This window comes from Tahibacter sp. (genome assembly GCF_032229445.1).
Classification (GTDB): Bacteria; Pseudomonadota; Gammaproteobacteria; order Xanthomonadales; family Rhodanobacteraceae; genus Tahibacter.
Map to the genome: position 1 here is coordinate 1 of NZ_JAVTWC010000110.1, position 25062 is coordinate 25062.

The following is a 25062-nucleotide window of genomic DNA, read 5'->3' on the forward strand; positions in this document are numbered from 1 at the left end:
CGCCGGCAGGTCGCTACCGAGCAGTGGCTGAGCCTGGAGGCCAGCCGCCTGCGAGGCCACAACCGAGATCTCGACGAGCCCTTGTTCCAGATGCCCGCTGACGAACTCAGCCTGGGCTGGGACGGCCACGTCGGCACCCTGCTCAGCGGGCGCCTCGACGGAGAGTTCCGGGCGCGCGCGGTCCGGCGCCAGGAGCGTGTGGCCCGTGTGTTCGCCCGCGGCAGCGAGGACCCGACCGCCGGCTTCGTCACCGCCGATGCCGAATTGACCTGGCAGCGTGACGGGCATCGCCTGCACCTGGCTCTGCGCAATCTTGCCGACCGGAACTATCACGAACATCTCACCGACGGGCTCACCGGCGCCGAACCGCCGGCGCCCGGCCGCAGCCTGCAGCTCAGCTGGCTGGCGCGGTTCTGACAATCCTCCACGGAGTCCACCATGCATCGCCGCCGCTTTCTGCACGCGTCTGCCGCCGCACTCGCGGCCCTGGCCTCGCCTCCGAGTCTGCGCGCCCAGTTGCGGCCGCGGATCCTGCGCCTTTCCGGTCCCTGGGCCTCGGTTTCGTTTCCGCTACTGTGGATGGCCGAGCGTGCTGAGTTCGGGTCGCTGGCCGAACGCATCGAGTTCCTGCCGTGGCGTGATCCCGACGAGTTGCGCCTGATCGCCCTGGAAGGGCGTGCCGATTTCATCGCCATGCCCAGCAACGTAGCCGCCACCTTGTACAACCGCGGCCTGATGCTGCGACTGCAATGCATCAGTGCCTGGGGACTGCTTTATCTGGTCTCGCGCCGGCCCTCGCTGGACCGGCTGGCCGACCTGGGCGATGAGGAACTGGGCGTACCGTTTCGCGGCGATATGCCCGAGATCGTGCTGACTCAGCTTGCCGCGGCGCAGGGTGTCGAAGCACGTCGCGAGCTGCGCCTGCGCTACTTGGCCTCGCCACTCGATGCGGTGCAGCTGTTGCTGAGCCGTCGCCTTGATCACGCGTTGCTGGCCGAGCCGGCTGTATCGATGGTGCTGGCGCGTAGTCGCAGCGGCATTGTTTCGCTGTTCGCGCCCGAGCTGTACAGGACGCTGGATCTGCAGCAGGCCTGGGCCGACGCCGGCCTGGGACCGGCACGACTGCCCCAGGCCGGTATCGTCGCCGTGGGTGCGGCCGTCGACGACGGGGGGTTGTGTGCCGAATTCGCGCAAGCTCATGCACGTGCGCTGGGCGAATGCATGGCGGCGCCGCAGGATTGCGGCGCGATCGTGGCCCGGCGCAGCGGACGGTTGGACGCGGCCGCCGTCGCGGACTCGCTGGGGCACAGTCGCCTGGAGGCGGTGAACGCCGCGCAGGCGCGTCCCGAGCTCGAGGCGTTCCTCGGCCGGTTGCTCGCCCATCGACCAGGACTGATCGGCGGACGGCTGCCCGAGTCGGGCTTCTATAGTGGCTAGCCCATGACCCTGCGGCTCTTGCGTGCTTGGATCGCCTGGCTCTGGAGCGGATGGAGCGCCGCCGCTGGACTTGCCCTGCTCGTTGCGGGGTGGCAGCTCGCGGCCGAGCGGCTGGGGCCGTTGTTGCTGCCCGCGCCGCTGGACGCATTCGCACGCCTGTACTCGCTGCTGGAGGCCGGCGTGCTATGGCCGGAGTTCCTGGTCACAGCGCGCCGCGCGCTGGCGGGTTTTGCCCTGGCGCTGGGCATCGGCTGCGCGGCCGGGGTCCTGGCCGGAATTTCGCGAGCGGGCGCGCTGCTGGCACGCCCGCTGGTCACGGTGCTGCTGGGAATGCCGCCGATCGCCTGGCTGGTGCTCGCGCTGCTGTGGCTGGGCAGCGGCGACGGCACTCCGGTGTTCACCGTCTGTGCGGCTGCTTTGCCCGTGGTATTCGGAGCCACGCTCCAGGGCATGCTCACCCGTGATACGGCACTGTCGGCGATGGCGCGTGCATTCGGTCTGTCCTGGCGCCCGCGTGTGATCGAAGTGGAGCTGCCGCACTTGCTCGCCTGGTTGTTCCCCGCAGCAACTACAGCGCTGGGCACGAGCTGGAAAGTGGCTGTGATGGCCGAACTCCTGACCAGCAGTGACGGCATCGGCGCGGCACTGGCCGACGCGCGCACGCAACTTGACATGACGACAGCGCTGGCCTGGGTGCTCTGTGTCCTGCTGGCATTGCTGCTAGTCGAGTACGGCCTGCTGGAACCGGTCAAGCGCGAACTCGAACGCTGGCGCGAGGTGGCGCGGTGAGCCTGCTCCGAATTCGCGGTTTCGGGCACCGCTACGGCGCGCGGCGCGCGCTGGCGCCGATGGACCTGACACTGGAGCGAGGGGAGTCTCTGGCGGTGCTCGGGCCTTCGGGGTGCGGCAAGTCGACCCTGCTGCAGGCGACGGCCGGTCTGCTCGAGATCGGCGAGGGAACAATCGAGCGCGGCTGGCAGAATTTGGGCATGGTGTTCCAGGAACCCCGACTTCTGGCTTGGCGCAGCGCGCTCGATAACATTGCGCTGGGGCTCAAGGCGCGCGGCGTCAGACGGATCGAGCGCCGCGCTGCCGCGACGGCGCTAGGCGCGCGGCTCGGCCTGTCGGCCGCGGACTTGGCACTTTATCCCGCCGCCCTGTCGGGGGGCATGCGAAGCCGCGTCGCACTGGCCCGGGCGCTGGCGATCGAACCCGATCTGCTGCTGCTCGACGAGCCCTTCGCGGCGCTTGACATCGGACTGCGGCATGAACTCGAACAATGGCTGCTGAGGGAATGCCTGCGCCTGGGCTGCACGATGCTGATGATCACGCACAGCCCGCGCGAGGCGCTGCGCCTCGCCGATCGGCTTCTGGTGCTCGGCGGACAGCCGGGCCGTCCGCTGCTCGCGCTGCAGCCTGCGTTGAGGGCAACCGATCGCAGCGAGCGTGACGTGCTGGCGCTTGAGACGGCCCTGCTCGCCGACACCGGCTTTCGCTCTGCCTTCGGTCTGCCGCCGGACGAACGGGTGGAGGCCACGGATCGTGCACCGGAGACGGCGTGGTTTCAGCACCACTGCCTTGCGACCCCTGCGCCGGATCGTCAGGCATGCTGACTTTACGGACCGCGTACCTGCAATTGCTGCGGTGGCCGCTTTGGCAGTGCGGACTGCGACCATTCTTCCTCGCCGGGGCGGCCGTCGCCGCGCTGTACGTTCCGGCGTGGCTGGCCGTGCTGGGCGGCCGGTTACGCGCACCGGCATTTCCCGGTGGCGCAACGGCTTGGCACGCGCACGAGTTGATCCTCGGTTTCGGCCTCGCATCAGTGATCGGCTTCAGCCTGACTGCTGTGCCCGAATTCACCAGCGCCCGTGGCTTCGGCCGGCGCATTTCACTGGGTTTGTTCGCGCTCTGGCTCGGCGCCCGCGCGGCGGCGGCGGCGATCGTGCTGATTGGCGTCTGGCCGCTGGCTCTGCTCCAGACGGCACTGTGCCTGTGGCTGCTGCTCGTGCTGACGCGCGCGATCTGGCAGGATCCAGCGCGGCGTCAACTCGATCTCTGGGCGGCGCTGGCCGCCGTGCTGCTGGCAGCGACGCTGTGCAGCCTTGACCTGGCGATCGGCGGCGTCCTGTTTGCGGATCCGTTGGCCGGCCTGCGCCTCATCCTGCATTTGATGCTGCTGCTGATCGTGCTGACATTGGCGCGTATCTCGATGCGTGTGGTCAACTGCTGCCTCGAGGAAGCCGGCGCCGAGCCAGACTATCTGGAGCGGCCACCGCGCCGGCATATCGCAGCGCTGTTGATCGTCCTGCATGCACTCGCGGTCCTCGCCGGGGCGCAGGGTGTCGCCGGCTGGCTGGGGCTCGGCGCGGGGGCAGCCAGTCTAGGGCTGCTCGGCGACTGGCCGCATACGCGAGTGCTGGCGCGGCGCTGGGTGGCGCTGCTGTACACGCTGCCCTGGCTGCTGGGGCTGGGTTATCTGCTCGACGGTGCTGCGCGTCTGGGCGCCTCGATTCCACCGAGCGCCGGCCTGCACGTGCTCGCCGTCGGCGCACTTGGGCAGGGCGTGTTCGTCGTGTTCTGCATCGCCGGCCGTACGCATATCGGTTTGTCCCCGGACGAAGGGCGCTGGTTGCCGCTGGCGGCGCTGATGCTGCTCGGCGCAGCGCTGGTGCGCGCGCTGGCCGGCATGGCTGGACTGCACGCACTACCTCTATGGTGGTGCGCGGGTTTCCTGTGGTCGTCGGGTTTCGTCCTATGGCTGTGGCGGGGTGGCGTCGACCTTGCACGTCGTCGTGGTGACGGCGCCTGGGGGTGCGTGGGGCCACGGGCACCGGAATGAGGCGCCGGCGGGCGTCGCCGATGCACCCGACTACGCGGATGCAGCAATGATTCAACGTGAATACTGTCAATGATCTGCAATGACTACGTGGGGGAGCTGATGGAACTCGTAACCTTCGATGATCTGCTACAGGCTGCCCGGTCGCAGCCCGAACCCCAGCGATTGCTGCTCGTGTTCGCTGCGGCTGAGCTGCCGCCCGACGCCGCCGAAACCGAGCAGCGTGCGTTCGAACGCGGCGAGGGCGGCGCGCTGGCGCCCGTCGTATGCGTCGACAAGCGTCCAGAGGAAATAGCGAATTTCGCGGCGCTGTCCGAGGAGTCGCGCGCGGCCGGAGCGGACTGGCATCTGCTGTTCGTCGCGGCTTTGTCTGGCCGCGGCGGGCATCCGCCGAATGGCGACGAGGCCGTGCAGCCCATGCGCATGATGGTCGAGCAGATCAAGGGTGGACAGATTGCCCGCTTTCTCGCCGTGGACAAGGTTGGAAACCTGGTTCATCTGCAACGCCGCTGAGCCGCCGCGGCGCTGGCATTGCGCCGACCGGCTGCCCGCGGGAAAGACTTGGCGACCGATGTTTTTCAGCGGCAACAGGCGCCGCCTTGCGCTGCCCGGCTCGCGGTCGTAAGTTCCATTCGCTGCACCCAGGCGCGCGCGCAGCAGTGCGTCGCATCACTCACTACCTGGAGGGTTGCCATGAACGCCGACTCAATTGATTCTGTTCATCACGCGCTGCCGACATGGCTATCGCCGGAAACGCGCGGCACCCGGCCGCTGTGGCGGGTGTTCTGGATCTACGGCGTGTTCTGCAGCCAGTTACTGTTCGCGGCGATACTGTTCGCCTTCGACAAAACGGGCACTCCGCTGTTCGCGCTGGCGCTGGCGGGGTTCGCTTCCTATTCGCTGCTGATCACCCGGCTGGTCTGGGTGAACGCTGACAATGTCCGCGATCTGCGCTACGGCCAGGTGGCGCGCTTCCTCACCGTGGCCTGGGCGCTGAATGCGCTGCTGATGTCCGGGTTCCTGCTGCTGTCGCATCTCGGCGACCACAGCCGTCCGTTGATCGGTGGCTGATCCGACGGCGGTCGCATTGCCCACGTTGCGATCACAACGCGGGCAATCTAACCGTCTCTACGCAGCGCCGGCGCGCTGCCTGCCACCTGCATGATCTCCGGCAGGTCGGTGTCGCGCGCCACCTGCGGATGGCGGGCGAGCTCCATGCGGCGTATTGCGAAATGCATCCAGGTCAGGGCTATCGCAACCAGCACGAACAGCAGCATGAAGCAGCTCGTCCATACGCCGATCAGGTCGTTCAACACGCCGAACGCGATGGGCAGGATGAAGCCGCCGAGGCCGCCGATCATGCCTACCACGCCGGCCACCGAACCAACGTTATCCGGGTAGTAGACCGGTATGTGCTTGTAGACCGCGGCTTTTCCCAGCGACATGAAGAACCCGAGCGCGAACACCAGCATGGTGAAGGGCAGGACGCCGACGGCCAGAGTGAATGCAATGGGGCCCTTGATGCCCTGCACGACATAGCTCGTGCTCGGGTAGGACAGCAGGAAAGTGCAGATCACCGAGCCGATAAAGGTCCAGTACATCACCTTGCGGGCGCCGTATCTGTCCGAGGCCCAGCCGCCGACAACGCGGAACAGGCTGGCCGGAATCGAGTAGGCCGCGGCAATCATGCCGGCAGTCTTCAGGTCAAGTCCGTAAGCGCCGACTAGGTAGCGCGGGAGCCAAAGTGCCAGCGCGACGAAAGCGCCGAACACGAAGAAATAGTAGAGCGAGAAGCGCCAGACCTGCAGGTTTCTCAGCGGCTGCAACTGCACCAGGAAAGGCACTGCCTGCACACCCTTGGCGCGTCGCTCGACGACGTCGGGCTCGTCACTGGTGACCAAGTAGAAGATGACGGCAGAGACCGCTAGCGCCACCGCCCAGATGCGCGCGACTCCATGCCAGCCCACGGCCACCATCACCAGCGGCGCGAACAGCTTAGTCACGGCCGAACCGATGTTGCCCGCGCCGACGATGCCCAGCGCTGTTCCCTGGCGCTCCTTGGGAAACCACTTCGAGACATACGTGATCACGACGGTGAAACTGCCGCCGGCGATGCCGACGCCGAGCGCAGCCAGCAGATAGGTCGGATAAGTGTCCGCCCAGGTCAGCAGCCAGGTGGCGCCGGCGCCGGCCAGCATCACGGCACTGAAAATGAGGCGCCCGCCGAGTTGCTCGGTCCACACGCCCAGGAAAATGCGCGAGAGCGAGCCAGTGAGGATGGGCGTAGCGACGAGCAGGCCGAACTGAGTGTCGTTCAGGCCCAGCTCGGCTTTGATCTGTACGCCGATGATGGAAAAGATCGTCCAAACCGCAAAACTCACAGTGAAGGCGGCGGTACCGGCCCAAAGGGCAGTCTGTTGCTGTGCGGGGGAGGGTGAGTTCATGGAGGGAATGCTTGCCGGCGAAGGAAATCAGGCAGCCTCAAACATCTCCAGGCCGCGGACGCCGTGCCGCTCGGCCAGGATGTTGAGGTACTGGTGCAGTGCGTTCTGCTTGACCTGGGTTTCGAGGTAGGTGGCGATGCGCTCGCGACAGGCGGCAAAAGACAGGGGCTGGCCGGGTCTGTGCTCATCCAGCACAACGACGTGATGGCCGTAACGACTCTCGACGGTCAGACCGGCCAGCCCCGGCTTGAGGCGGAACACCTGGCGCTCGAATTCCGGCACGGTGTCGCCGGATGAAACCCATCCGAGATTGCCGCCCTCGTTGCGGGAAGGACAGGCCGAATGCAGGCGTGCGAGTTGTTCGAAGCGCGCCGGTTCCCGCCGGAGCTGATCAATCAGCTGTTCGCCGAGCTCGCGTGCCTTGTTGCGGCCGGCGCCATCGCCGGGCAGTGCTGGAAGCAGGATGTGGCGCACGCGAGCGGCGTCTGCTTCATGCATGCGGTCGCGGTTCGCGTCGAAATAACGGCGGCAGTCGGCTTCCTCGGGTGCTGGTGTCGGCACTTCGCGTTCGATCAGCAGCGCAACCTCGGCCTCTTCGTGCGTCTCTGGGCCTTCGGGCCGTGCCGCACCGGCCAGGCTGAGGCGGTGGATTTCCAGCCTCAGCAACTCGCGCACGACCAACGCCCGGGCGGCATCGGCGCGTGCCCGTTGCGGATGGTCTGCGCGGTGGTGCTGCATCTCGCGCGCGATCTCCGCTTCGCTGATCGCGGTGGCGCCGACATGAACGAAGACAGGCGCCGGACCCGGCGGTGGACGGCTCGGCGAGCTGTCGGTGTCGTGTCCGGCGAGCCCAGGGCGGGGCGTTTCGCCGGGACCGGTAGCCCGTTGCGGGCGGCTGTCCAGCAGGATGGGAATGGTCGTTCGCATGGCGTCACCGGCGGCTGGAGTAGTCGAGCGGCGCCGTGCGGCGGCGCACGATCTGGTATGGGCGGACGACGTAGCCCAGTGGAATGCTCCAGACGTGGACCAGCCGCGTGAACGGCGTGATCAGGATCAGGGTAAGCCCCAGCGTGACGTGCGCCTTGTAGATCCAGTGGGCGTCAGCCACGTAGTCGGCGGCGCCGCCGCGCAAGGTGACGATGTGCTGCGCCCATTCGCCGAGCTTCACCATCTGCGAGCCGTCCATGTGGCCGGCGGAGACGACGATGGAGCCGAGACCGAGGAGGAGCTGCGCAAAAAGCAATACCAGGACGGCAAGATCGCGGCCGCTGCCGGTGGCGCGGATGCGCGCGTTGGCGATGCGGCGCACGAGCAGCAGGCTCATGCCGACGAGGCAGAGCAGGCCGAACAGGCCGCCGACCACCATCGCGAGGAGCTGCTTCTGGCCACTCGTCATGAAGTGCTCATAGACCGAATGCGGCGTGAGCAGGCCGACCAGGTGGCCGCCGAGGATGGCCAGGACGCCGATGTGGAACGCGTTGCTGCCCAGTCGCATCCACCTGCTCGACAGCAGCTGGCTTGAGCCGCTGCGCCAGGTGTAGGCGCCATGATCGAAGCGCGCCCAGCAGCCGATCGCGAACACGGCCAGTGCGACGTACGGAAAGATCTGGAACATGATGTAGTTAACGGCGTTCATGGACTCACCTGCGATTCGTGCGGGTGGGCGCCGGCCGGTAGCCGGCGCGGCGGTGAGCACCCGTCCTGGGGGGGCTCGACACCGAAGCGCACGGCCTCTTCCTCCCACACACGGTCTATGGCCTCGGGCGTGTCATCGCGCGTTTCGTCGCGGGCTTTGCGTCGCATCAGGGCGAGATCAACCTTGCCCTGGCTAATCTCCACCAGGATTTCGAGCAGTGTCGCGTAAGGGCTTTCGCGCTCTGCGGCGCGCCCCGCCAGCAGCGCGACGATCTGCGCAACATGGCCAAGCCAGTCGACGACCTCGGCCTCGGGTCGCCCGGAAAGGTACTCGAGCACCAAGGGCAGGTAGTCGGGAAGCTCGCGCGCGTCGAGTTCAAGACCGCCGCGGCGGTAAGTTTCGATCAGGTCGACCATGGCCTGGCCCCGGTCGCGCGATTCGCCGTGGATGTGCTCGAACAGCAGCAGGCTCATGGCGCGGCCGCGGTCGAACAGACCCAGCCAGCGTTCCTGTGCTGCCATGGGTTCCAGCGCGAGCAGCGCCTGCGCGAACACCTGCAGCCGATGCGCCGACGCGGGCGGCAGAGCGCACTCGATGCAGGCCTGCAGCAGCGCGTCGCGATGCGACCACAGTTCGTCTTGCGGATAGTCCAGCAGTACGCCGACCAGTTTCAGGACTTTCATGCTCGCTCCCTCTCGGATTTCTGGCGCGCAGGCGGCACTTGGAAGGTCGTCGTGGCCCGCCCGCCGAACAAGGCGGCGCCGTCGGAACCAGGCGAGCAGCCCTCGCCGAAGGTGAAGCCGCACCCGCCGCGTTCGCCAAAGGCGTCGTTGGCGTATTCGCGGTGGGCGCTGGGTATGACGAAGCGGTCCTCGTAGTTCGCGATCGCAAGGTACCGGTACATTTCCTCGGCCTGCGCGCGGGTAAGGCCGACCTGAGCGAGCACCTCGTCGTCCTCCACGCCGTCCACGTTCATCGCGCGGCGCCAGGCGCGCATCGCGAGCATGCGTTCCAGCGCCACGACGACGGGCCGTTCGTCGCCGGCCGTCAGCAGGTTGGCCAAGTAGCGCACCGGGATACGCAGCGAAGAGACGTCGGGGAGTTCGCCGTTCTTGCCGATACGGCCCGCATCGGCGGCCGACTGGATCGGCGACAGAGGCGGCACGTACCAGACCATCGGCAGGGTGCGGTATTCCGGGTGTAGCGGCAGCGCGAGCTTCCAGTCGATCGCGAGCTTGTAGACCGGCGAGGCCTGCGCAGCGTCCAGCCAGCTGTCGGGAATGCCTTCGGCGCGCGCAGCCGCGACGATCTCCGGATCGCGCGGGTCGAGGAACACGTCCAGGTGCGCCGGATAGAGTTCCTTCTCGTTGGCCACGTTAGCGGCGGCTTCGATGCGGTCGGCGTCATAGAGAAGGACGCCGAGATAGCGGATTCGTCCGACGCAGGTCTCGGCGCACACGGTCGGCTCGCCCATCTCAATGCGCGGATAGCAAAAGATGCATTTCTCTGATTTACCTGATTTCCAGTTGTAATAGATCTTCTTGTATGGGCAGGCCGAGACGCACATGCGCCAACCGCGGCACTTGTCCTGGTCGATCAGGACGATGCCGTCCTCCTCGCGCTTGTAGATCGCGCCGCTGGGGCACGATGCGACGCAGGCCGGATTAAGGCAGTGCTCGCACAGGCGCGGCAGATACATCATGAAGGTCTTCTCGAACGCACCGTAGATCTCGCGCTGCACGCCGTCGAAGTTCGTGTCCTTGGAGCGCTTGGCGAACTCGGTACCGAGAATTTCCTCCCAATTCGGTCCCCAGTGGATTTTCTGCATGCGTTCGCCGCTGATCAGCGAGCGCGGACGCGCCGTCGGTTGGTGCTGGCCCTCCGGCGCTTGGTGCAGATGCTGGTAGTCGAAGTCGAACGGCTCGTAGTAGTCGTCGATCTGAGGCAGATCGGGATTGGCGAAGATCTTAGCGAGCAGGCGGAAGCGACCACCGGCCTTGAGCTGCAGTCGGCCGGCACCGTCGCGGACCCAGCCGCCGTTCCACTTCTGCTGGTTTTCCCATTCCTTGGGATAGCCCACGCCGGGCTTCGTTTCGACGTTGTTAAACCAGGCGTACTCGACGCCTTCGCGCGAGGTCCAGACATTCTTGCAGGTGATCGAGCAGGTATGGCAGCCGATGCACTTGTCGAGGTTGAGGACCATCGCGATTTGGGCACGGACTTTCATCACGCCACCTCCTTGGCCGATGGCGGCACGGGTTCTCCGTCGAGCCAGTCGACTGTGCTCATCTTGCGCACGATTACGAGTTCGTCACGGTTGGTGCCCACCGTGCCGTAGTAGTTGAAGCCGTAGGCGAGCTGGGCGTAGCCGCCGATCATGTGCGTGGGCTTGACCACCACGCGGGTCACAGAATTGTGGATGCCGCCGCGGGTGCCGGTGATCTCGGAACCGGGCGTGTTAATGATGCGCTCCTGCGCGTGATACATCATCGCGATGCCGTTCATCACGCGCTGGCTGACCACCGCGCGCGCTGCGATGGCGCCGTTGACGTTGAAAAGCTCTATCCAGTCGTTGTCCTCGATGCCAGCGCGTTTCGCGTCATCCTCGCTGAGCCAGACGATGGGACCACCGCGCGACAACGTCTGCATGATCAGGTTGTCGCTGTAGGTGCTGTGGATGCCCCACTTCTGGTGCGGCGTGATCCAGTTCAGTACGATTTCGGTGTTGCCGTTGGGCTTCTTGCCGAATATGGGCTTGATCGTCTTGGTGTCGACCGGCGGGCGATAGCTCATGAGGCCTTCGCCGAAGTCGCGCATCCATTCGTGGTCCTGGTAGAACTGCTGGCGGCCAGTCAGCGTGCGCCAGGGGATCAGCTCGTGCACGTTGGTGTAGCTCGCGTTGTAGCTGACGTTGTCGTCTTCCAGTCCGGACCAGATCGGCGAGGAAATGATCTTGCGGGGCTGCGCCTGGATGTCGCGGAAGCGGATCGCCTCGTGCTCCTTGCCTTCGGCCAGGTGGGTATGGCTGCGTCCGGTGAAACTCTCGAGCGACTTCCACGCTTTGACGGCGACATGGCCGTTGGTTTCCGGCGCGAGATGCAGAATCGCCTCTGCAACGTCGATCGCTGTGTCCAGGCGCGGGCGGCCCTGGCTTACGCCTGGTTCGGCGACTTCGCGGTTGAGGCGGGCGAGGAACTCGACCTCGTGGCCGGTTTCCCAGCTCATGCCTTTGCCGCCGTTGCCCTGCTGGTCGAGCAGCGGACCGAGCGAGGTGAATTTCCGGTAGAGATTCGGATAGTCGCGCTCGACCACGACCATGCTCGGTGCGGTCTTGCCGGGTATGAGCTCGCACTCGCCCTTCTTCCAGTCAGTGACGCCGTAGGGCATGGCGATCTCGTTCGGCGTGTCGTGCAGCGTCGGCACCAGCACAAGATCTTTCTCGACGCCGAGCACGCCGGGTGCCATCGCGCTGACGCCGCGCGCGATGCCCTTGAAGATCTCCCAGTCCGAACGCGCCTCCCAAGCCGGATCCACCGCCTTGGACAGCGGGTGAATGAACGGATGCATGTCGGAAGTGTTGAGGTCGTCCTTCTCGTACCAAGTTGCGGTCGGCAGCACGATGTCGCTGTAGAGCGCCGTAGTGCACATGCGGAAATCGAGCGTGACAAGAAGATCGAGCTTGCCTTCCGGCGCCTCGTCGCGCCATTTCACTTCTTCGGGCTTGGTGGCGCCGCGTTCGCCAAGATCCTTGCCCTGCAGGCCGTGGCGGGTACCGAGCAGATGCTTGAGCATGTACTCGTGCCCCTTGCCCGAACTGCCGAGCAGGTTGGAACGCCAGATGAACAGATTGCGCGGATAGTTCTCCGGCGCCTCCGGGTCGGCGAATGCGAAATCGAGGCTACCGTCCTTGAGCTTGCCGACAACGTAGTCCACGGGAGGGATGCCGGCTTTCTCAGCCTCGCGCATCAGTTGCAGCGGATTGGTGTTGAGCTGCGGAACCGCCGGCAGCCAGCCCATGCGCACCGCACGCAGGTTGTAGTCGGCAAGCGATCCGGTATGGCGCGAGCGATCGGCCAGCGGCGAGAGGATTTCCTCCACGCCGAGCTTTTCATAGCGATATTGGCTACTGTTGAAGTAGAAAAAACTGGTGCCGTTCATCTGCCGCGGCGGCTTGCTCCAGTCCAGGCCGAAGGCCACCGGCGTCCAGCCCGACTGCGGGCGCAGTTTTTCCTGGCCAACGTAGTGCGCCCAGCCGCCGCCGGATTGGCCGACGCAGCCGCACATCACGAGCATGTTGATGAGCCCGCGATAGTTCATGTCGTTGTGGAACCAGTGGTTCATCGCCGCCCCGACGATGATCATGGCGCGGCCGCGGGTCTTGTCTGCGGTGCGCGCGAACTCGCGCGCGATCTGGATTACGTCGGCACGCGGTACACCGGTGATTTTCTCCTGCCAAGCCGGCGTGCCGGGCACGTTGTCGTCGTAGCTCGCAGCGACATGGCCCCCGCCGAAACCGCGGTCCACGCCGTACTGCGCCAGCAGCAGATCGTAGACGGTCGCGACCAGCCATTCCTTGCCGTCACCGAGCGCAAGGCGGCGAACCGGGATCGTGCGTTCCAGCACGTCCTCAAACTTGGATTCGATCCAGTACGCATGCTCTACGCCGCCGAAGTACGGAAAGCTCACGGGCTCCAGGCCATCGTGGACGCCGGCCAGACTCAGGCGCAGAAGCGTGGCGCGGCCGGCGCTGTCTTTTTCCTCGATGTTCCACTTGCCCTTCTCGCCCCAGCGGAAGCCGACCGAGCCGTTGGGCACGACGAGCGCTCCGCTGATCTCGTCATAGGCCAGGGTCTTCCATTCCGGATTATTGCGTTCGCCGAGACCGCCCAGGTCGGCCGCGCGCAGAAAGCGTTCCGGCACAAGACGCCCATCGGGCCGGCGCTCGAGCCGGACGAGCAGCGGCATGTCGCTGTACTGGCGGCAATAGGCGGTGAAGTAGGGCGAGGGATTGTCGACATGGAACTCGCGCAGGATCACGTGACCCATGGCAAAGGCCAGCGCCGCGTCGGTACCTTGCTTGGGATGCAGCCAATGATCAGTGAGCTTGGCTACCTCGGAATAGTCCGGCGTTATCGCCACCGTCTTCGTGCCGTTGTAACGCGCCTCGGTGAAGAAGTGGGCATCCGGCGTGCGCGTCTGCGGAACGTTCGAGCCCCAGGCGATGAGGTAGCGGCTGTTGTACCAGTCTGCCGATTCGGGCACATCGGTCTGCTCGCCCCAGACTTGTGGGCTCGACGGCGGCAGGTCGCAGTACCAATCGTAGAAGGACAGGCAGGCGCCGCCGAGCAGCGACAGATACCGCGCGCCGGCCGCGTAGCTGACCATCGACATCGCCGGAATCGGCGAGAAGCCGACAACGCGATCCGGGCCGAATGCCTTGACCGTGTGCAGGTTGGCGGCGGCAATGATCTCGTTGACTTCGTCCCAGCTCGACCGCACGAAGCCGCCCATTCCGCGCTTGGACTTGTAGCTCCGCGACTGCTCCGGATCCGCGATGATGCTGGCCCAGGCCTCGACGGGCGCACGGGTGCGGCGGGCCTCGCGCCAGAGCTTGAGCAGGGCCGAGCGCACCAGCGGATATTTCACCCGGTTGGCGCTGTAGAGGTACCAGGAATAGCTGGCGCCGCGGGGGCAGCCGCGCGGCTCGTGATTGGGCAGGTCCGGCCGCGTCCGCGGATAGTCGGTCTGCTGCGTCTCCCACGTCACCAGCCCGTTCTTGACGTAGACCTTCCAGCTGCACGAGCCGGTGCAGTTCACGCCGTGGGTCGAACGCACGATCTTGTCGTACTGCCAGCGCCTGCGATAGCTATCTTCCCAGCTGCGATCCTCCCGACGCGCGGCACCGTGCCCGTCCGAGAACGGCTCGGAGGCCGGCTTGAAGAAGTTCAGACGGTCGAGAAAATAACTCATGGCTGGGTCTCCATAGGAAGCCTTGCTCTGCCGGCGTATGCCGCTAGCCGTTGCGGATGGATCAGCACGGACATTCCGCGCCGCGGCGGAAGTACCACCACCACGTGATCGCGATGCAGCTGAGGTAGAAAACGGTGAAGCCGCACAGCGCCGCCTCGGCGCCGCCGGTCAGCGCCAGCGACGAGCCGAAGCTCTTGGGAATGAAGAACCCGCCGTAGGCGCCGATCGCCGACGAGAACCCGATGACCGCCGCCGACTCGATGCTGGCGCGGCGCAGCGCGGCCGCGCGCTGGCTCGCGTCCGCATCCGCCGGCAGTGCGCGCTCGTGCCCGGCGCGGAAGATCACTGGAATCATGCGGAATGTGCTGGCATTGCCGACGCCCGACAGCACGAACAGCAGCAGGAACATGGCCAGGAACCCGCCGAAGCTGCCGCCGCCGGCGGTGCCTGGCAGGAAGACCATGACGCCGAGCACCGCCACTGCCATGCCGATGAATACGACCAGGGTGAGCAGGGCGCCCCCCACGCGGTCGGCGATGGCGCCGCCGGCCGAGCGCATCAGCGCGCCGACCAGGGGGCCGAGAAACGCGTACTTCAGCGCATCGACCCCAGGGAACAAGGTCTTGCTGAGCATAGGGAAGCCGGCGGAGAAGCCGATGAAGCTACCGAACGTGCCCACGTAGAGCCAGCACATCAGCCAGTTGTGTTTGCGCCGGAAAATGACCGACTGCTCGGCGAAACTCGACCTCGACGCCTGCAGATCATTCATGCCGAACCAGGCCGCCACCGCAGCGGCGAAAATGAAGGGTACCCAGACCAGGCCGGCGTTCTGCAGGAACAGCTGGCGGCCGTCGGCGGCTGTCTGCGGTCCACCCGCAAGGCTGCCAAACAGGGCGAAGCCTGTGACGAGCGGAATCACGAACTGCACCGCCGACACGCCCAGATTGCCCAGGCCGGCGTTCATGCCCAGGGCATAGCCTTGCCGGGCCTTGGGAAAGAAGAAGCTGATGTTCGACATCGACGAGGCGAAATTGCCGCCGCCCAAGCCACAGAGAACTGCGATGGCCACGAAGTGCCAGTACGGCGTTGTTGGATCGGCGACGGCGAAGGCCAGCCACATCGCCGGCAGCAGCAGGCTCGCAGTGGAGATCGCAGTCCAGCGCCGACCGCCGAACAGCGGCACCATGAAGCTGTAGAAGATGCGCAGGGTCGCGCCCGACAAGGCTGGCAGTGCGGCGAGCCAAAACAGCTGGTCCGTATCGAAGTTGAAGCCAACGCGCGGCAGGCTGACCGCGACGGCCGAGAACATCATCCAGACCGCGAAGGCCAGCAGCAGCGCTGGTATCGACAGCCACAGATTGCGGTTTGCGATGCGGCGTCCCTGGCTGTCCCAGAACGCCGGATTCTCCGGGTCCCAGTGCTCGATCTGTCCCGCGGCGCGAGGCGCGGCCGAGCTCACACTGCGGGTTTCGCTGCCTGGGCTGCTCATCGCAAGATCCGCTCCTCGGCGAGGGCCGTGGAATCGGCTGCAGTTTTGGCAACTCGTCGGCGGATCACACTGATTTGGGTCATCTAAACCCGCTGCCGTGTGCGGCAAGGTGTCACGGCACCCGGGAGTGCGGCGGCGCGCGCAACCCACCGCCGCCTGCGTCCTGCGCTACGAACGGGCGCGAGCAATGCGGGTTAACGACAGGGCATTCGTTGCGCCGGCGGGTCTGATCTCGGTCAGACACGGCCGGGACGGGGCCGGCGGTGGATCAGGGCTGGAGCGCTGCCTGCGGCCGACGCGTGCGCATGCTGTCACGCACGTCGACATCGAAATCCAGGTGCAGCGCAGCCTCGCCTTCGCCGAGGACAAAGCGCAGGGCGTCGCGGCGGGGCAGGCCGGTGACGTAGTCCTCGATGGCGGTGCGCGGCAGCGTCAGCGCCAAGTTGCCGTCCTTCCAGTCCAGCGCCGCCGTAGTGCCATCGTGCAGGTGCAAGCGACGTTCGTGCAGCTGCACCGGACCGAGCCGGGTTTGGTCGGACAGGGTCTGGCCGTCGAGCAGGCGGGCCAGCTCCGCCTCGTCGATGCGAAAGCGCAGGCGCTGGCCGTGGAGTTGCAGTTTCATGGGGGGTCCTGGGCGAGGTTGGGAGGCGGGAGGGTCGGCGCGTTCAGAGCCCGTCGCCGTGTGTATCTGCTGCTCTTGCCAATGGCGTCGTCGTCGCTGCGGTGGTTTGTGTTGCTGCCTGTGCCGTCGAAAGCGCAGACGGCGTCGCCGGAGAACACAGCGCGCACCCCTCGCTCCATTCGCTGTCGCCGTCCGCGTAGTGTTCCTTTTTCCAGATCGGTGCCTGGTGTTTGACGATTTCGATGATCTTGCGGCAGGCACGAAAGGCCTGGTCGCGATGAGGTGCGCCGGCAGCGACGACCACGGCCAGATCGCCGACCTGCAGCTGGCCGTGGCTGTGCGAGACATGCAGGCGCAATTGCGGGCCGAACGCGGCGGCGGCGTCGCAGCAGGCTCGCTCGAACACGCGCAGCACTAGCGGTGCGAACAGGCTGTAGCTGATGCCGCTCACGGCGCGGCCGAGGTTGAGCGCGCGCACCCGGCCCAGAAACAGGGTCGTGGCCCCAAAATTAGCGTCGGCGACGAATTCCAGCGCGGCGGCCGGGTCCAGCGCCTGTTCGCTGATGGCGGGTAGCAAGAGTTGGAAACACGGATTGTTCTGCATGGGCTCAGCCGCCGCAGACTGGCGGCAGCAACACCAGCCGACCGTCCGCCGGGACTGCCGCCTCGTCGCACAGCAGTTCGCTTTCGCTGGCCAGGACCGAGGCACCGAGCAGACCCGGACGATAGCGCGGCCAGTGGCGACGGCCGTAGTCGTCGATGGCCGCGCGCACGTCGGTGAGGTTCGCGGCGTCGGCGAGATCCAGTTCCAGTACGGAGCCGGGTTCGAACTCGCTGAAGCAGCCGAACAGGGTTAGCTGGATCTTCATGCGGCGCTCTCCGTATCCAGGTGCAGGCCCCAGTGCGCACTGCCGTGAAAGTCGACGGACGTTCCCGCTGGCAGATGCTCCGCCGCTGCCGGTAGCATGGCCCAGCCCTGCGCATGGGCCAGGGAATGGACCTTGAAGGATTCCTGGCCCGACAGCAGACGCACGCCGGCGCGGCCGTCCCGATCGAATGTCAAGCTGGCCTTCTGGTAGAGGGCGAATCCCGCTTTCTTGCTAGCCTCTTGCACTAACGGCAGACGCCACGGCCGTTCGGCGGCAAGGCCCAGCAGCGCGCGCACGGCCGCGCAGACGAAGAAGCGGAATCCGACGGCGCAGGAGGCCGGATTTCCGGGTAAGCCGAAATACAGCGTACCGCCGGGCAGTCGCGCAAACAGCAGCGGTTTGCCCGGGCGCATGCGCAACTTGTGGAAAACAATATCGGCACGAAGCGCGCCCAGCACTTCGGGCACGAAGTCGTAACGACCGGCCGATACCGCGCCGGTGCTCAGGATCAGGCGCGCCCCGTCGGCCACTGCGTCGGTAATGGCGTGCTGCAGCGAGGCCGGCTCGTCCGCCACAGTGACTTCGCGTAGCAGTTCGGTGCCGGCCGCGGCAGCGGCCGCGGCGAGATAGGGGCCATTGCTGTTGCGGATCTCGCCTGAACCCAGCGCCCGCGCCGGGTCGTCAACGAGTTCGCGGCCGGTGCAGAACAACGTCAATCTGGGTGCCTTTACTACGGAGACCTGGGCGCAGCCGATTCCAGCCAGCAGTGCGAGTTGGGGCGGTCCGATCCGGCAGCCGGCCGGCAACGCGGGTTCGCCGCGGCAAATATCCTCGCCCCGGCGGCGGCAGTGCTGGCCCGGCGCCACCGCGACCGTCAGGACGATGCGCTGCGCACCGCCCTGCACATCGTGGGCAAGCACGCGTACCTGTTCCAGCGGGACGACTGCGTCGAGCCCGTCGGGCAGGCGCGCGCCAGTCATGATGGCGCAGGCAACCTGTGCGGATCGCGCCGCGTCACCGGCCGCCTGTTCCCCCTGCACGGCGAATTCCTCGCCGGCCTGGGCCGTGCGTGCACCCAGCGGCAGGGCGAAACCGTCCATCGCCGCGTTGTCGAATGGTGGCAGGTCCTCGCCGCTGTACACGGCCTGGGCCAGCACGCGGCCCAGGGCCGCGCGTGGTGCCAGCGCTTCGGTCGGACCGCGATGCAGCCCCTGATGGATCAGTGCGAGAGCAGCATCGACATCAAGCATGGTTGCGTCCATCTGGATGGGGCTCGCCACGCAGCATTGCGCGGGCATGTGCCAGCAACGGACCGAGTATGGCCATGCCCTGGGCCACGGCACGTGGACTACCGGGCAGGGTGACGACCAGGCAGCGCCCGATCAGGCCAGCCTCAGCCCGCGACAGCCAGGCCAGTTCAGTGTGATGGCGGCTTTCGCTGCGCAGTAGTTCACCCAGGCCCGGCACCGGCCGGTCGGCCACCGCGCGAAGGGCTTCGGGACTTAGATCGCGTGGCCCGAAGCCGGTACCGCCGGTGCACAGCACCAGTTCGGCGCCAGCCGTGGCCAGCGCTTTCAGCCGCGTCGCCAGTGGCTCCACGCCGTCGGGCAGCAGAACGACATCGGCGACGACGGCGCCGAGCGACTGCAGCGCCTCGACCAGCAGCGGTCCGGAACGGTCGGCATAGGTACCAGCCTGAGCGCGGTCACTGAGCGTGATCACCGCACAGCGCGCACCGGCGAGACCGGACGCGGCCTGCGGCAGATAGTGTTCGCGCTCGTCCTCATCCAGCCCGCGCGGATGGATTCGCAGGCCCTGCGGACCGCCTTCGTCAAACAGCAGGCGGACCTCGCGCAGGCACAGCGCCGGCTGTAGGACTTCGAGCTGGTCGCAGAGGCAGAGCAGAGCAGCGTTGACGCCGGCCAGGGCTTCCAGCGCCAGGCTTCCGCAGGCCGTGCCAGTGACCTCGCAATAGACGCGCACGGCGTCCTCGCCGGGCAGCGGCAGGCAGCGAAGCTCGACGTAGTCTGGCGTTGGCAACGAATGCAGTGGAATCAGCTGGGCCACATTCCTGGCGCCTTGGAGCCCGGCCACCTGGGCCAGCAGCAGCGCGTCGCCGCGCGGCAGGCGGCGCTCGACGAGAGCAGAATAGGCAGAGCCGACCTGCAGTTCACCGGTAGCGACGGCGCGCCGCTGCACCGGGCGTTCGCGGCGCAAGTCGGGCATCTGGAAACCCACGCAGGGGGTCTGGTTCAAGGGCATGGTTCAGCCTCCGATCGACGCAAGATGCGGGGTAACGCCGGTCTCGCCCCGGTGCAAGCCGTGACCGGCGGCCTTCAGGCCGAGCTGGCTTATCAACGTAGCCTGAAGTTCGTTGGCCTGCGCGTCGGCCTGCAGCAACTGTCGCAGTGGAATGCCTGCGTTGCCGAACAGGCACAGGCGCAGGTCGCCGGCTGCGGTGACGCGAAGGCGGTTGCAGCCGGCGCAGAAATCGCGCGAATACGGCGCGATGATGCCGATGTGACCGGCGTAGTCCGGATGGGCGTAATCGCGCGCGGGGCCGGCGTCCGGCGCGCGCGGATGCAACTGCCAGCCCTGTGCCAGCAGCGTCTGTTCCAGGGTTTCGGCGCGGTAGTGGTGGCGCCGGAAATAGGCGAGGTTGTCGCCGGTCTGCATCAGCTCAATGAAGCGCAGGCCGACGCGACGCGTGCGCACGTAATCGAGGAAGGCCGGCAGCTGGTCGTCGTTGAGTCCGCGGAGCAGCACCGCGTTGAGCTTGACTGCTGTGAGGCCCAGTGCAAGCGCGCGCTCGATGCCGTCGAGGATCTGCGGCAGGCGGTCGTGGCCAGTGATCGCGGCGAAACGCGCGCGGTCCAGCGCGTCGACGCTGACATTCAGATGCGTGAGACCGGCGGCCTGCCACTCGGCGATGCGCCGCTACAGTAGCACGCCATTGCTGGTCAACGCGACTTTGGCCACGCCGGGCACGGCGGCGACGGCGGCGATGATCTCGCTCAAATCATGGCGCAGGCTGGGCTCGCCGCCGGTGAACCGCAGCTTGCTCATGCCCAGCCGCGCGAAGGCCCGGACCAGCCGGCCTATCTCCGCCACAGTGAGCAGAGGTGCCAGTCCAGGACGCGGCTGGTAGCCCCGGGGCAGGCAGTAGCTGCAGCGGAAATTGCAGGCCTCGATCAGCGAGAGCCGCAGGTACGGAAAGCGTCGGCCGTAGCCGTCGATGAGGGCTGCCATCTTTCAATCCTTTCCAAAGCAGGAAAGGCCGGCCGTTGTCCACCGGCCCCGGTCGCCGTTGCCGATCGCGGCTGGCCGCCATCGCCGGAATCCGGCGACCAGCGGTGCGTCTACGTAGTGCCATCCGGGCGCGGCCATGCGGTGACTCTAGGCAGCGCGTTCGGCCGCCGCACTGATCACGATCAAGCGCAGGCGATTATTCGCGCAGCAGCGGCAGGGCAAGACACCGCAGCCGGGCCATGTCGAGAATTTCGAACTCGCGCCGGTCCACCAGCAGCAGGCCTTCGTCCTGGAAGCGCCGCACCACGCGCGACACGGTTTCGGCCGCCAGCCGCAGGTAGTTGCCGATATCGGTGCGCGACATACTCAGCGCGAAACGGTTCGGCGAGAAGCCGCGGCTGGCGAAGCGCCGCGAGATCGACAACACGAAGGCCGCCATGCGCTCGTCCGCGCTGAAGTCACCGGCCATCGCTGCGGCCTTGTTGATGTCCTGGCTCAGCAGCCGAAACAGCTGCGTTTGCAGGCCCGGCATGCGCGTGGCCAGGGTGGCCATCATGGGAAACGAGAAGCGGCACAGGCTGACCGTATCCAGCGCGACGGCGTTGCAGGGAAAGCGTGCGTCGTGAATCGCATCCAACCCGATGATTTCGCCGAGCAGGAAAAAACCGAGCACCTGCTTGCGCCCGGAGGCGTCAATGCGGAAGGTTTTGACCATGCCGGAGCGCACCGCGGCGATCGCATTGAAGGGATCGCCCTCGCGGAAAAGCAGCGTGCCCGCAGGATACGGCCCCACATGCTGTACCAGGCAGTGCAGCTCCTGCAGTGCGGACTTGTCATAGCCCTCGGAGTGGCAGACGCCGGCGAAGGCGCAGCTACTGCAGAATGTGAGCCCGTCGCCGTCGTCCGTGATCGGGTTCGGCTTGGTGCGAAACGGGTTCATGAATGGGCGCGACATCGGGAGATGGTCAGCAAGCAAGGAACTCGGTCTAAGGTCACGGCCGGCGCCTGACCACAGCGAACGGGGCGCAGATTGCTTGCAGGGCCAGCCGCCCTTGCGGCCCAAGCTGCAGGTTCTCCAGGTTGTAGTGCAGCAGTCCCGCTTCCCGCAGCGGCTTCAGCGTGTCCAGCTCGTCGCGGAAGTACTCCGCGAACACGATGCCGTGCTGTTCCTGCATCTGCACAAGATCAATGCTGCCGGCACAGAGCAGGGCCTGCAGCAGATCGCAGCGTAGGCGCTCGTCCGCATCCAGCTGAAGGCCGCGCCAGACGGGCAATTCGCCCATGTCGATGCTGCTTTCCCAGGCCGTTAGGTCGGGGCAATTCTCGAAGCAGGCATCGCCGATGCGACTGCGCGCGCCCACACCGAGGCCGACGAGGTCGGTCTGTGCCTGGGGAACATAGCCGAGCGCGTTGTGATGCAGCAGGCCGCTCTGGCGGGCGCGGGCCAAATCGTCCTGCGGCAGAACGAAGACGTCCAGGCCTAGCGCCTCATAGCCAGCGGCGAGCAAGGCGCTGACCGCGTCTGCGTGACGCCACGCGCGGTCGGCTAGTGGAACTGCGGTGGCCAGCGATGCCGGTCCACCCGGGCAGCATAGGCGGATTCGGTCCGCACGTAGCGCCAGGAGCTGCTGCAGGCCGGCCTCGAAGTCGGCGTCGCTACCCGGCGGCCCACAGACGAGATCCAGGGCCGCCGAGCGCATGCCGGCCTCCCGCGCGGCGGCGAGGCTGCGTTCCAGCACCGCAGTGGCATCGCGGTCCGCAGCCGCCGGCAGTGCGCGGAAACGGACGCGGTTGAAGCCCAGGTCGACCAGGCCCGCGAGTTCCCGCGCGCCGTAGACACCATCAGGCAGCACGATCAGGAACTCGCGCGTGCTCGCATGGCTCAGGAAGAAGTGCCGCGACACGGCATGCAGCAGCTCGCCCAATCCGTCACTGGCTGCCTTGCCGGCCAAGCCGTCGAGCTGCAGCTGCACTACGTCGCGGTCGCGGTCGAACAGCGGCGCCACCAATTCGCATTCGCGCGCGAGGCGGTAGAAAGAGGCGTGGCTGCGCCCGCGGTCGGCGCCAGGCGCAACCGGGCAATCAGCCGTATTCCCGTCGAAGGGCACGCGCAGATGCAGCGACAGCAGCCGCGGCATCGGATCTTCGTTGCTGTGGCGCGCAGCGCTGCGGAACTGGGATTCGCCCAATTCCGGCGAGAACCGGGCCGGATCGGGAAATCCGACAAATACCGCATCCGGACCGGAATGCGGCGGCCATGGAGCCAAGGCAGACTGGCGTGTCGGGGTCATGGGATCAGTCTGCGCCGGATCACCGCGCGGCGCGTTGATCCAGATCATCCGCATCGCGGAAAAAACCACCCGCCGCCGCACACCGGCCCCGGAATTGATCCAGATCAGTGCCGCGCCGCGCGCCTCTGCGCAGGATCTGTGCTGACCTATCCGGAGTGCCGCCATGCCGTCTTTATCCAGTCACCTATCCGCTGAGCCTTGCAGCGGTGCTGGAGGCGGCGGCAGCACACCCGCTGCCACACCCGGCGCCTGTAGCGGGCCAGCGGAGGCGGCCGCGCACGACTACGCCCTTGACGCCTGCTTCCTTGGTCCTTACGGAGAAAACGACAGTCTGCTTGAAAAACTGGTCGTCGAATTCCTGCGCGACCATGTCTACTGGCGGCGTAACTTCCACCCGGAAGATCCACCGCCGATCACCACCGCCGCCGCGCGCCAGCCGGACTACCTGGATTTCGAAGCTCGCATGCGCCGTGAACTTCACCAGCTTTCGGCGGCGTTGAAAAAGTCAGTGCCGTTTCACAGTCCGCGTTACATGGGCCACATGGTGTCGGATCTGCTGCTGCCCGGCCTGGCCGCACAGATACTGACCTTGCCGTACAACCCCAACAACGTGAGCGAGGACGCCGCGCCGGTCACCGTCGACATGGAAGTTCAGGTCGGGTTGCAGCTCGCGCGCATGCTCGGTTATCCACACGACCCGCAGCAGCCGGCCTGCGCCTTCGGCCATCTGACCTCGGGCGGCACGGTGGCGAACTACCAGGCGCTGCGTCTGGCCCTGGCGCTGAAGGCGTTTCCGGTCGCGCTGCGCGCCGCCGGCCCCGCAGAGCTGGAGCTGCCGCCGGACGACTGGAGCGCGTTCAATCTGTCGGGCGAGGACTCGATCGCACTACTGCAGCGCTGGCAGTCCTGGCTCGCTGCGCTGCCAGCGGCGCACCGTGCGTCTTGGCGGGCGAAGGTCGAGGCGCAGCGCATCGAGCAGCTCGGACTGCACGGCTTCTTCGCAGCGCATCCGCTGCTGAGCGAACCCTGCGTGCTGGCGCCGGTCACGGCGCACTATTCCTGGAGCAAGGGCGTCAAGCTCCTTGGGCTGGGCCGCGACCAGTTGGAGCTGCTTCCCACCTGCGGCATGCGACTGGATGCCGATGCACTCGAAGCCGCGCTAGAGCGCCATGCGCGGGAACGCCGGCCGGTGCTGCTGGCCGTCGCCGTACTCGGCGGCACCGAATACGGCACGGTGGATCCGGTCGACGCGGTGCTAGCCGCACGCCGCCGCTCGCGCCGCCGCGGACTGGATTTCAGCGTGCATGTGGATGCGGCCTGGGGCGGCTACCTGGCTACTTTGTTCCGCTCCGAGGACGGCAGCCTACGGACGCCGGCGCAGGTCGGCGCGGAGTTCACGCGGTTTCCGGCGCCCGAGGTGCATGCGGCCTTTGCTGCGTTGGCCGACACCGACTCGGTGACCGTGGATCCGCACAAGCTCGGCTATCTGCCTTACGGCGCAGGCGCCTTCGTCTGCCGCGATCACCGCGCGATGGCTCTGCTGGCCGAGCGCGCCGACTATGTCTTTCATTCCGATACGCCGCCGGACTATCTGGAGCGCTACCGCAACCTGGGGCAGTACATCCCTGAAGGCTCCAAGTCTGGCGCGAGCGCAGCCGCGGTCTATGTCACGCACAAGGTGCTGCCGCTGGATCACGCCCATTTCGGCCGCCTGCCGCGGGCCACGGTGCGCGCGGCCGAGGCCTTCCACGCTCGCGCCCTGCGCTTTGCGGCCGAGCAGGCCGGCGTCGTGCAGCTGATCGTGCCGTTCGCACCCGACAGCAACCTGGTCTGCCTCGCGCTTAATCCCTGCGGCAATCGCTCGCTGGAAGTGGCCAATGCCTTCGTCGCCGCGCTGCACGACTGCCTGCGCAGCGATCCGCGCCAGCCGCTGCAGCTCAAGGAGTTTTTCGGTTCGGTTACCAGCCTGCGCTTCGATTTGCTCGGCACCGCCGACACGGCGCGCATTCTTGCAGCGCTGGGGCTGGATGCCGGCCCGATCGGCGAGGGCCGCCTTGTCATCCTGCGCCACACCTTGATGAATCCGTACCTCATCGACACGCAGAACGGTATCAGCTACATCGACGGCTATTTCGCCTTCCTGGCGCGGCAGATCCATGCGCTGCGCGTACGCGACGGACACGCGGCACCGTGAACGCCTGGCGCACGGATACGCCCTT

Annotated in this window: 22 protein-coding genes and 1 pseudogene; 7 read left to right on the forward strand and 16 right to left on the reverse strand. The window is 66.7% G+C overall.

Annotated features, from left to right (window positions below; genetic code table 11):
* The 5 genes from RUU78_RS20245 to RUU78_RS20265 form a co-directional block, all read left to right on the forward strand.
* A partial coding sequence (locus RUU78_RS20245; RefSeq protein WP_313919495.1) for a hypothetical protein occupies positions 1-417 on the forward strand: 417 nt, incomplete at its 5' end.
* Positions 418-438: 21 nt separating this feature from the next.
* Positions 439-1437, forward strand: a complete 999-nt coding sequence (locus RUU78_RS20250) for an ABC transporter substrate-binding protein (RefSeq protein WP_133821381.1) — start codon at positions 439-441, stop codon at positions 1435-1437.
* A gap of 3 nt (positions 1438-1440) precedes the next feature.
* Positions 1441-2226 (forward strand): ABC transporter permease subunit, encoded by a 786-nt coding sequence (locus RUU78_RS20255; RefSeq protein ID WP_133821380.1) that lies wholly within the window; start codon positions 1441-1443, stop codon positions 2224-2226.
* Positions 2223-3050, forward strand: coding sequence for an ABC transporter ATP-binding protein (locus RUU78_RS20260; protein ID WP_313919496.1), 828 nt, complete (start codon positions 2223-2225; stop codon positions 3048-3050). Before RUU78_RS20255 ends, RUU78_RS20260 begins: the two co-directional genes overlap by 4 nt.
* Complete coding sequence (locus tag RUU78_RS20265; RefSeq protein ID WP_313919497.1) at positions 3044-4276, forward strand: NnrS family protein; 1233 nt, start codon at positions 3044-3046, stop codon at positions 4274-4276. The genes RUU78_RS20260 and RUU78_RS20265 overlap by 7 nt, the downstream gene beginning before the upstream one ends.
* 126 nt (positions 4277-4402) lie before the next feature.
* Here RUU78_RS20265 and RUU78_RS20270 read toward each other — a convergent pair whose 3' ends face one another.
* Complete coding sequence (locus RUU78_RS20270) at positions 4403-4861, reverse strand: hypothetical protein (protein ID WP_313919498.1); 459 nt, start codon at positions 4859-4861, stop codon at positions 4403-4405.
* Between the two features lie 105 nt (positions 4862-4966).
* On the opposite strand from RUU78_RS20270, the gene RUU78_RS20275 reads away from it, so the two are divergent.
* Positions 4967-5344 (forward strand): hypothetical protein, encoded by a 378-nt coding sequence (locus RUU78_RS20275; RefSeq protein WP_313919499.1) that lies wholly within the window; start codon positions 4967-4969, stop codon positions 5342-5344.
* A 47-nt stretch (positions 5345-5391) separates the two neighbouring features.
* Here the strand turns inward: RUU78_RS20275 and RUU78_RS20280 are convergent, their stop codons facing one another.
* The 15 genes and pseudogenes from RUU78_RS20280 to RUU78_RS20350 form a co-directional block, all read right to left on the reverse strand.
* Entirely contained in the window at positions 5392-6717 is a 1326-nt protein-coding gene (locus tag RUU78_RS20280) for a nitrate/nitrite transporter (protein ID WP_313919500.1), read from the reverse strand.
* 27 nt (positions 6718-6744) lie between these two features.
* On the reverse strand, positions 6745-7644 hold the full coding sequence (locus tag RUU78_RS20285) for a peptidylprolyl isomerase (protein ID WP_313919501.1): 900 nt from the start codon (positions 7642-7644) through the stop codon (positions 6745-6747).
* A gap of 4 nt (positions 7645-7648) precedes the next feature.
* Positions 7649-8353, reverse strand: coding sequence for a respiratory nitrate reductase subunit gamma (narI, locus tag RUU78_RS20290; RefSeq protein WP_133821375.1), 705 nt, complete (start codon positions 8351-8353; stop codon positions 7649-7651).
* A complete protein-coding gene (gene narJ, locus RUU78_RS20295; RefSeq protein ID WP_313919502.1) occupies positions 8350-9036 on the reverse strand; it encodes a nitrate reductase molybdenum cofactor assembly chaperone in 687 nt (228 codons plus the stop codon). The genes narI and narJ overlap by 4 nt, the downstream gene beginning before the upstream one ends.
* The gene (narH, locus tag RUU78_RS20300) at positions 9033-10580 is read right to left on the reverse strand and encodes a nitrate reductase subunit beta (RefSeq protein WP_313919503.1); all 1548 of its coding nucleotides are present in this window, start codon (positions 10578-10580) and stop codon (positions 9033-9035) included. The genes narJ and narH overlap by 4 nt, the downstream gene beginning before the upstream one ends.
* Positions 10580-14323: a nitrate reductase subunit alpha gene (locus tag RUU78_RS20305; protein ID WP_313919504.1), complete on the reverse strand. Its 3744-nt coding sequence runs from the start codon at positions 14321-14323 to the stop codon at positions 10580-10582. Before RUU78_RS20305 ends, narH begins: the two co-directional genes overlap by 1 nt.
* A 61-nt stretch (positions 14324-14384) precedes the next feature.
* Complete coding sequence (locus RUU78_RS20310) at positions 14385-15812, reverse strand: NarK family nitrate/nitrite MFS transporter (RefSeq protein ID WP_313919505.1); 1428 nt, start codon at positions 15810-15812, stop codon at positions 14385-14387.
* Positions 15813-16080: 268 nt separating this feature from the next.
* Positions 16081-16434: a hypothetical protein gene (locus tag RUU78_RS20315; protein ID WP_313919506.1), complete on the reverse strand. Its 354-nt coding sequence runs from the start codon at positions 16432-16434 to the stop codon at positions 16081-16083.
* A 43-nt stretch (positions 16435-16477) separates the two neighbouring features.
* A complete protein-coding gene (locus RUU78_RS20320; protein WP_313919507.1) occupies positions 16478-17038 on the reverse strand; it encodes a molybdenum cofactor biosynthesis protein MoaE in 561 nt (186 codons plus the stop codon).
* A 4-nt stretch (positions 17039-17042) separates the two neighbouring features.
* Positions 17043-17303: a thiamine biosynthesis protein ThiS gene (locus tag RUU78_RS20325; RefSeq protein ID WP_313919508.1), complete on the reverse strand. Its 261-nt coding sequence runs from the start codon at positions 17301-17303 to the stop codon at positions 17043-17045.
* The gene (gene glp, locus RUU78_RS20330; protein WP_313919509.1) at positions 17300-18553 is read right to left on the reverse strand and encodes a gephyrin-like molybdotransferase Glp; all 1254 of its coding nucleotides are present in this window, start codon (positions 18551-18553) and stop codon (positions 17300-17302) included. The genes RUU78_RS20325 and glp overlap by 4 nt, the downstream gene beginning before the upstream one ends.
* Positions 18546-19565, reverse strand: coding sequence for a molybdopterin-binding protein (locus tag RUU78_RS20335; RefSeq protein WP_313919510.1), 1020 nt, complete (start codon positions 19563-19565; stop codon positions 18546-18548). Before RUU78_RS20335 ends, glp begins: the two co-directional genes overlap by 8 nt.
* Before the next feature lie 3 nt (positions 19566-19568).
* Positions 19569-20552, reverse strand: a pseudogene (gene moaA / locus RUU78_RS20340) (GTP 3',8-cyclase MoaA).
* A 196-nt stretch (positions 20553-20748) separates the two neighbouring features.
* Positions 20749-21507, reverse strand: a complete 759-nt coding sequence (locus RUU78_RS20345) for a cyclic nucleotide-binding domain-containing protein (protein ID WP_313919517.1) — start codon at positions 21505-21507, stop codon at positions 20749-20751.
* 37 nt (positions 21508-21544) lie between these two features.
* Positions 21545-22843 carry a hypothetical protein gene (locus tag RUU78_RS20350; protein WP_313919511.1) on the reverse strand — a complete coding sequence of 433 codons (1299 nt, stop codon included), beginning with the start codon at positions 22841-22843 and terminating at the stop codon, positions 21545-21547.
* A gap of 163 nt (positions 22844-23006) precedes the next feature.
* Between RUU78_RS20350 and RUU78_RS20355 the strand changes: the two genes are divergently transcribed.
* On the forward strand, positions 23007-25037 hold the full coding sequence (locus tag RUU78_RS20355; RefSeq protein ID WP_133821363.1) for a pyridoxal-dependent decarboxylase: 2031 nt from the start codon (positions 23007-23009) through the stop codon (positions 25035-25037).
* Positions 25038-25062: the final 25 nt, after the last annotated feature.

Excerpts from the sequence above, each read along its gene's own strand:
- RUU78_RS20285 (WP_313919501.1), bottom strand. The coding sequence starts at position 7,644 with ATGCGAACGACCATTCCCATCCTGCTGGACAGCCGCCCGCAACGGGCT.
- RUU78_RS20275 (WP_313919499.1), top strand. The coding sequence starts at position 4,967 with ATGAACGCCGACTCAATTGATTCTGTTCATCACGCGCTGCCGACATGG.
- narJ (WP_313919502.1), bottom strand. The coding sequence starts at position 9,036 with ATGAAAGTCCTGAAACTGGTCGGCGTACTGCTGGACTATCCGCAAGAC.
- RUU78_RS20315 (WP_313919506.1), bottom strand. The coding sequence starts at position 16,434 with ATGAAACTGCAACTCCACGGCCAGCGCCTGCGCTTTCGCATCGACGAG.
- RUU78_RS20320 (WP_313919507.1), bottom strand. The coding sequence starts at position 17,038 with ATGCAGAACAATCCGTGTTTCCAACTCTTGCTACCCGCCATCAGCGAA.
- RUU78_RS20350 (WP_313919511.1), bottom strand. The coding sequence starts at position 22,843 with ATGACCCCGACACGCCAGTCTGCCTTGGCTCCATGGCCGCCGCATTCC.
- RUU78_RS20305 (WP_313919504.1), bottom strand. The coding sequence starts at position 14,323 with ATGAGTTATTTTCTCGACCGTCTGAACTTCTTCAAGCCGGCCTCCGAG.
- RUU78_RS20325 (WP_313919508.1), bottom strand. The coding sequence starts at position 17,303 with ATGAAGATCCAGCTAACCCTGTTCGGCTGCTTCAGCGAGTTCGAACCC.
- RUU78_RS20265 (WP_313919497.1), top strand. The coding sequence starts at position 3,044 with ATGCTGACTTTACGGACCGCGTACCTGCAATTGCTGCGGTGGCCGCTT.
- RUU78_RS20310 (WP_313919505.1), bottom strand. The coding sequence starts at position 15,812 with ATGAGCAGCCCAGGCAGCGAAACCCGCAGTGTGAGCTCGGCCGCGCCT.
- RUU78_RS20250 (WP_133821381.1), top strand. The coding sequence starts at position 439 with ATGCATCGCCGCCGCTTTCTGCACGCGTCTGCCGCCGCACTCGCGGCC.
- RUU78_RS20355 (WP_133821363.1), top strand. The coding sequence starts at position 23,007 with ATGCCGTCTTTATCCAGTCACCTATCCGCTGAGCCTTGCAGCGGTGCT.
- glp (WP_313919509.1), bottom strand. The coding sequence starts at position 18,553 with ATGCTTGATGTCGATGCTGCTCTCGCACTGATCCATCAGGGGCTGCAT.
- RUU78_RS20345 (WP_313919517.1), bottom strand. The coding sequence starts at position 21,507 with ATGTCGCGCCCATTCATGAACCCGTTTCGCACCAAGCCGAACCCGATC.
- narH (WP_313919503.1), bottom strand. The coding sequence starts at position 10,580 with ATGAAAGTCCGTGCCCAAATCGCGATGGTCCTCAACCTCGACAAGTGC.
- RUU78_RS20280 (WP_313919500.1), bottom strand. The coding sequence starts at position 6,717 with ATGAACTCACCCTCCCCCGCACAGCAACAGACTGCCCTTTGGGCCGGT.
- RUU78_RS20335 (WP_313919510.1), bottom strand. The coding sequence starts at position 19,565 with ATGCCCTTGAACCAGACCCCCTGCGTGGGTTTCCAGATGCCCGACTTG.
- narI (WP_133821375.1), bottom strand. The coding sequence starts at position 8,353 with ATGAACGCCGTTAACTACATCATGTTCCAGATCTTTCCGTACGTCGCA.
- RUU78_RS20255 (WP_133821380.1), top strand. The coding sequence starts at position 1,441 with ATGACCCTGCGGCTCTTGCGTGCTTGGATCGCCTGGCTCTGGAGCGGA.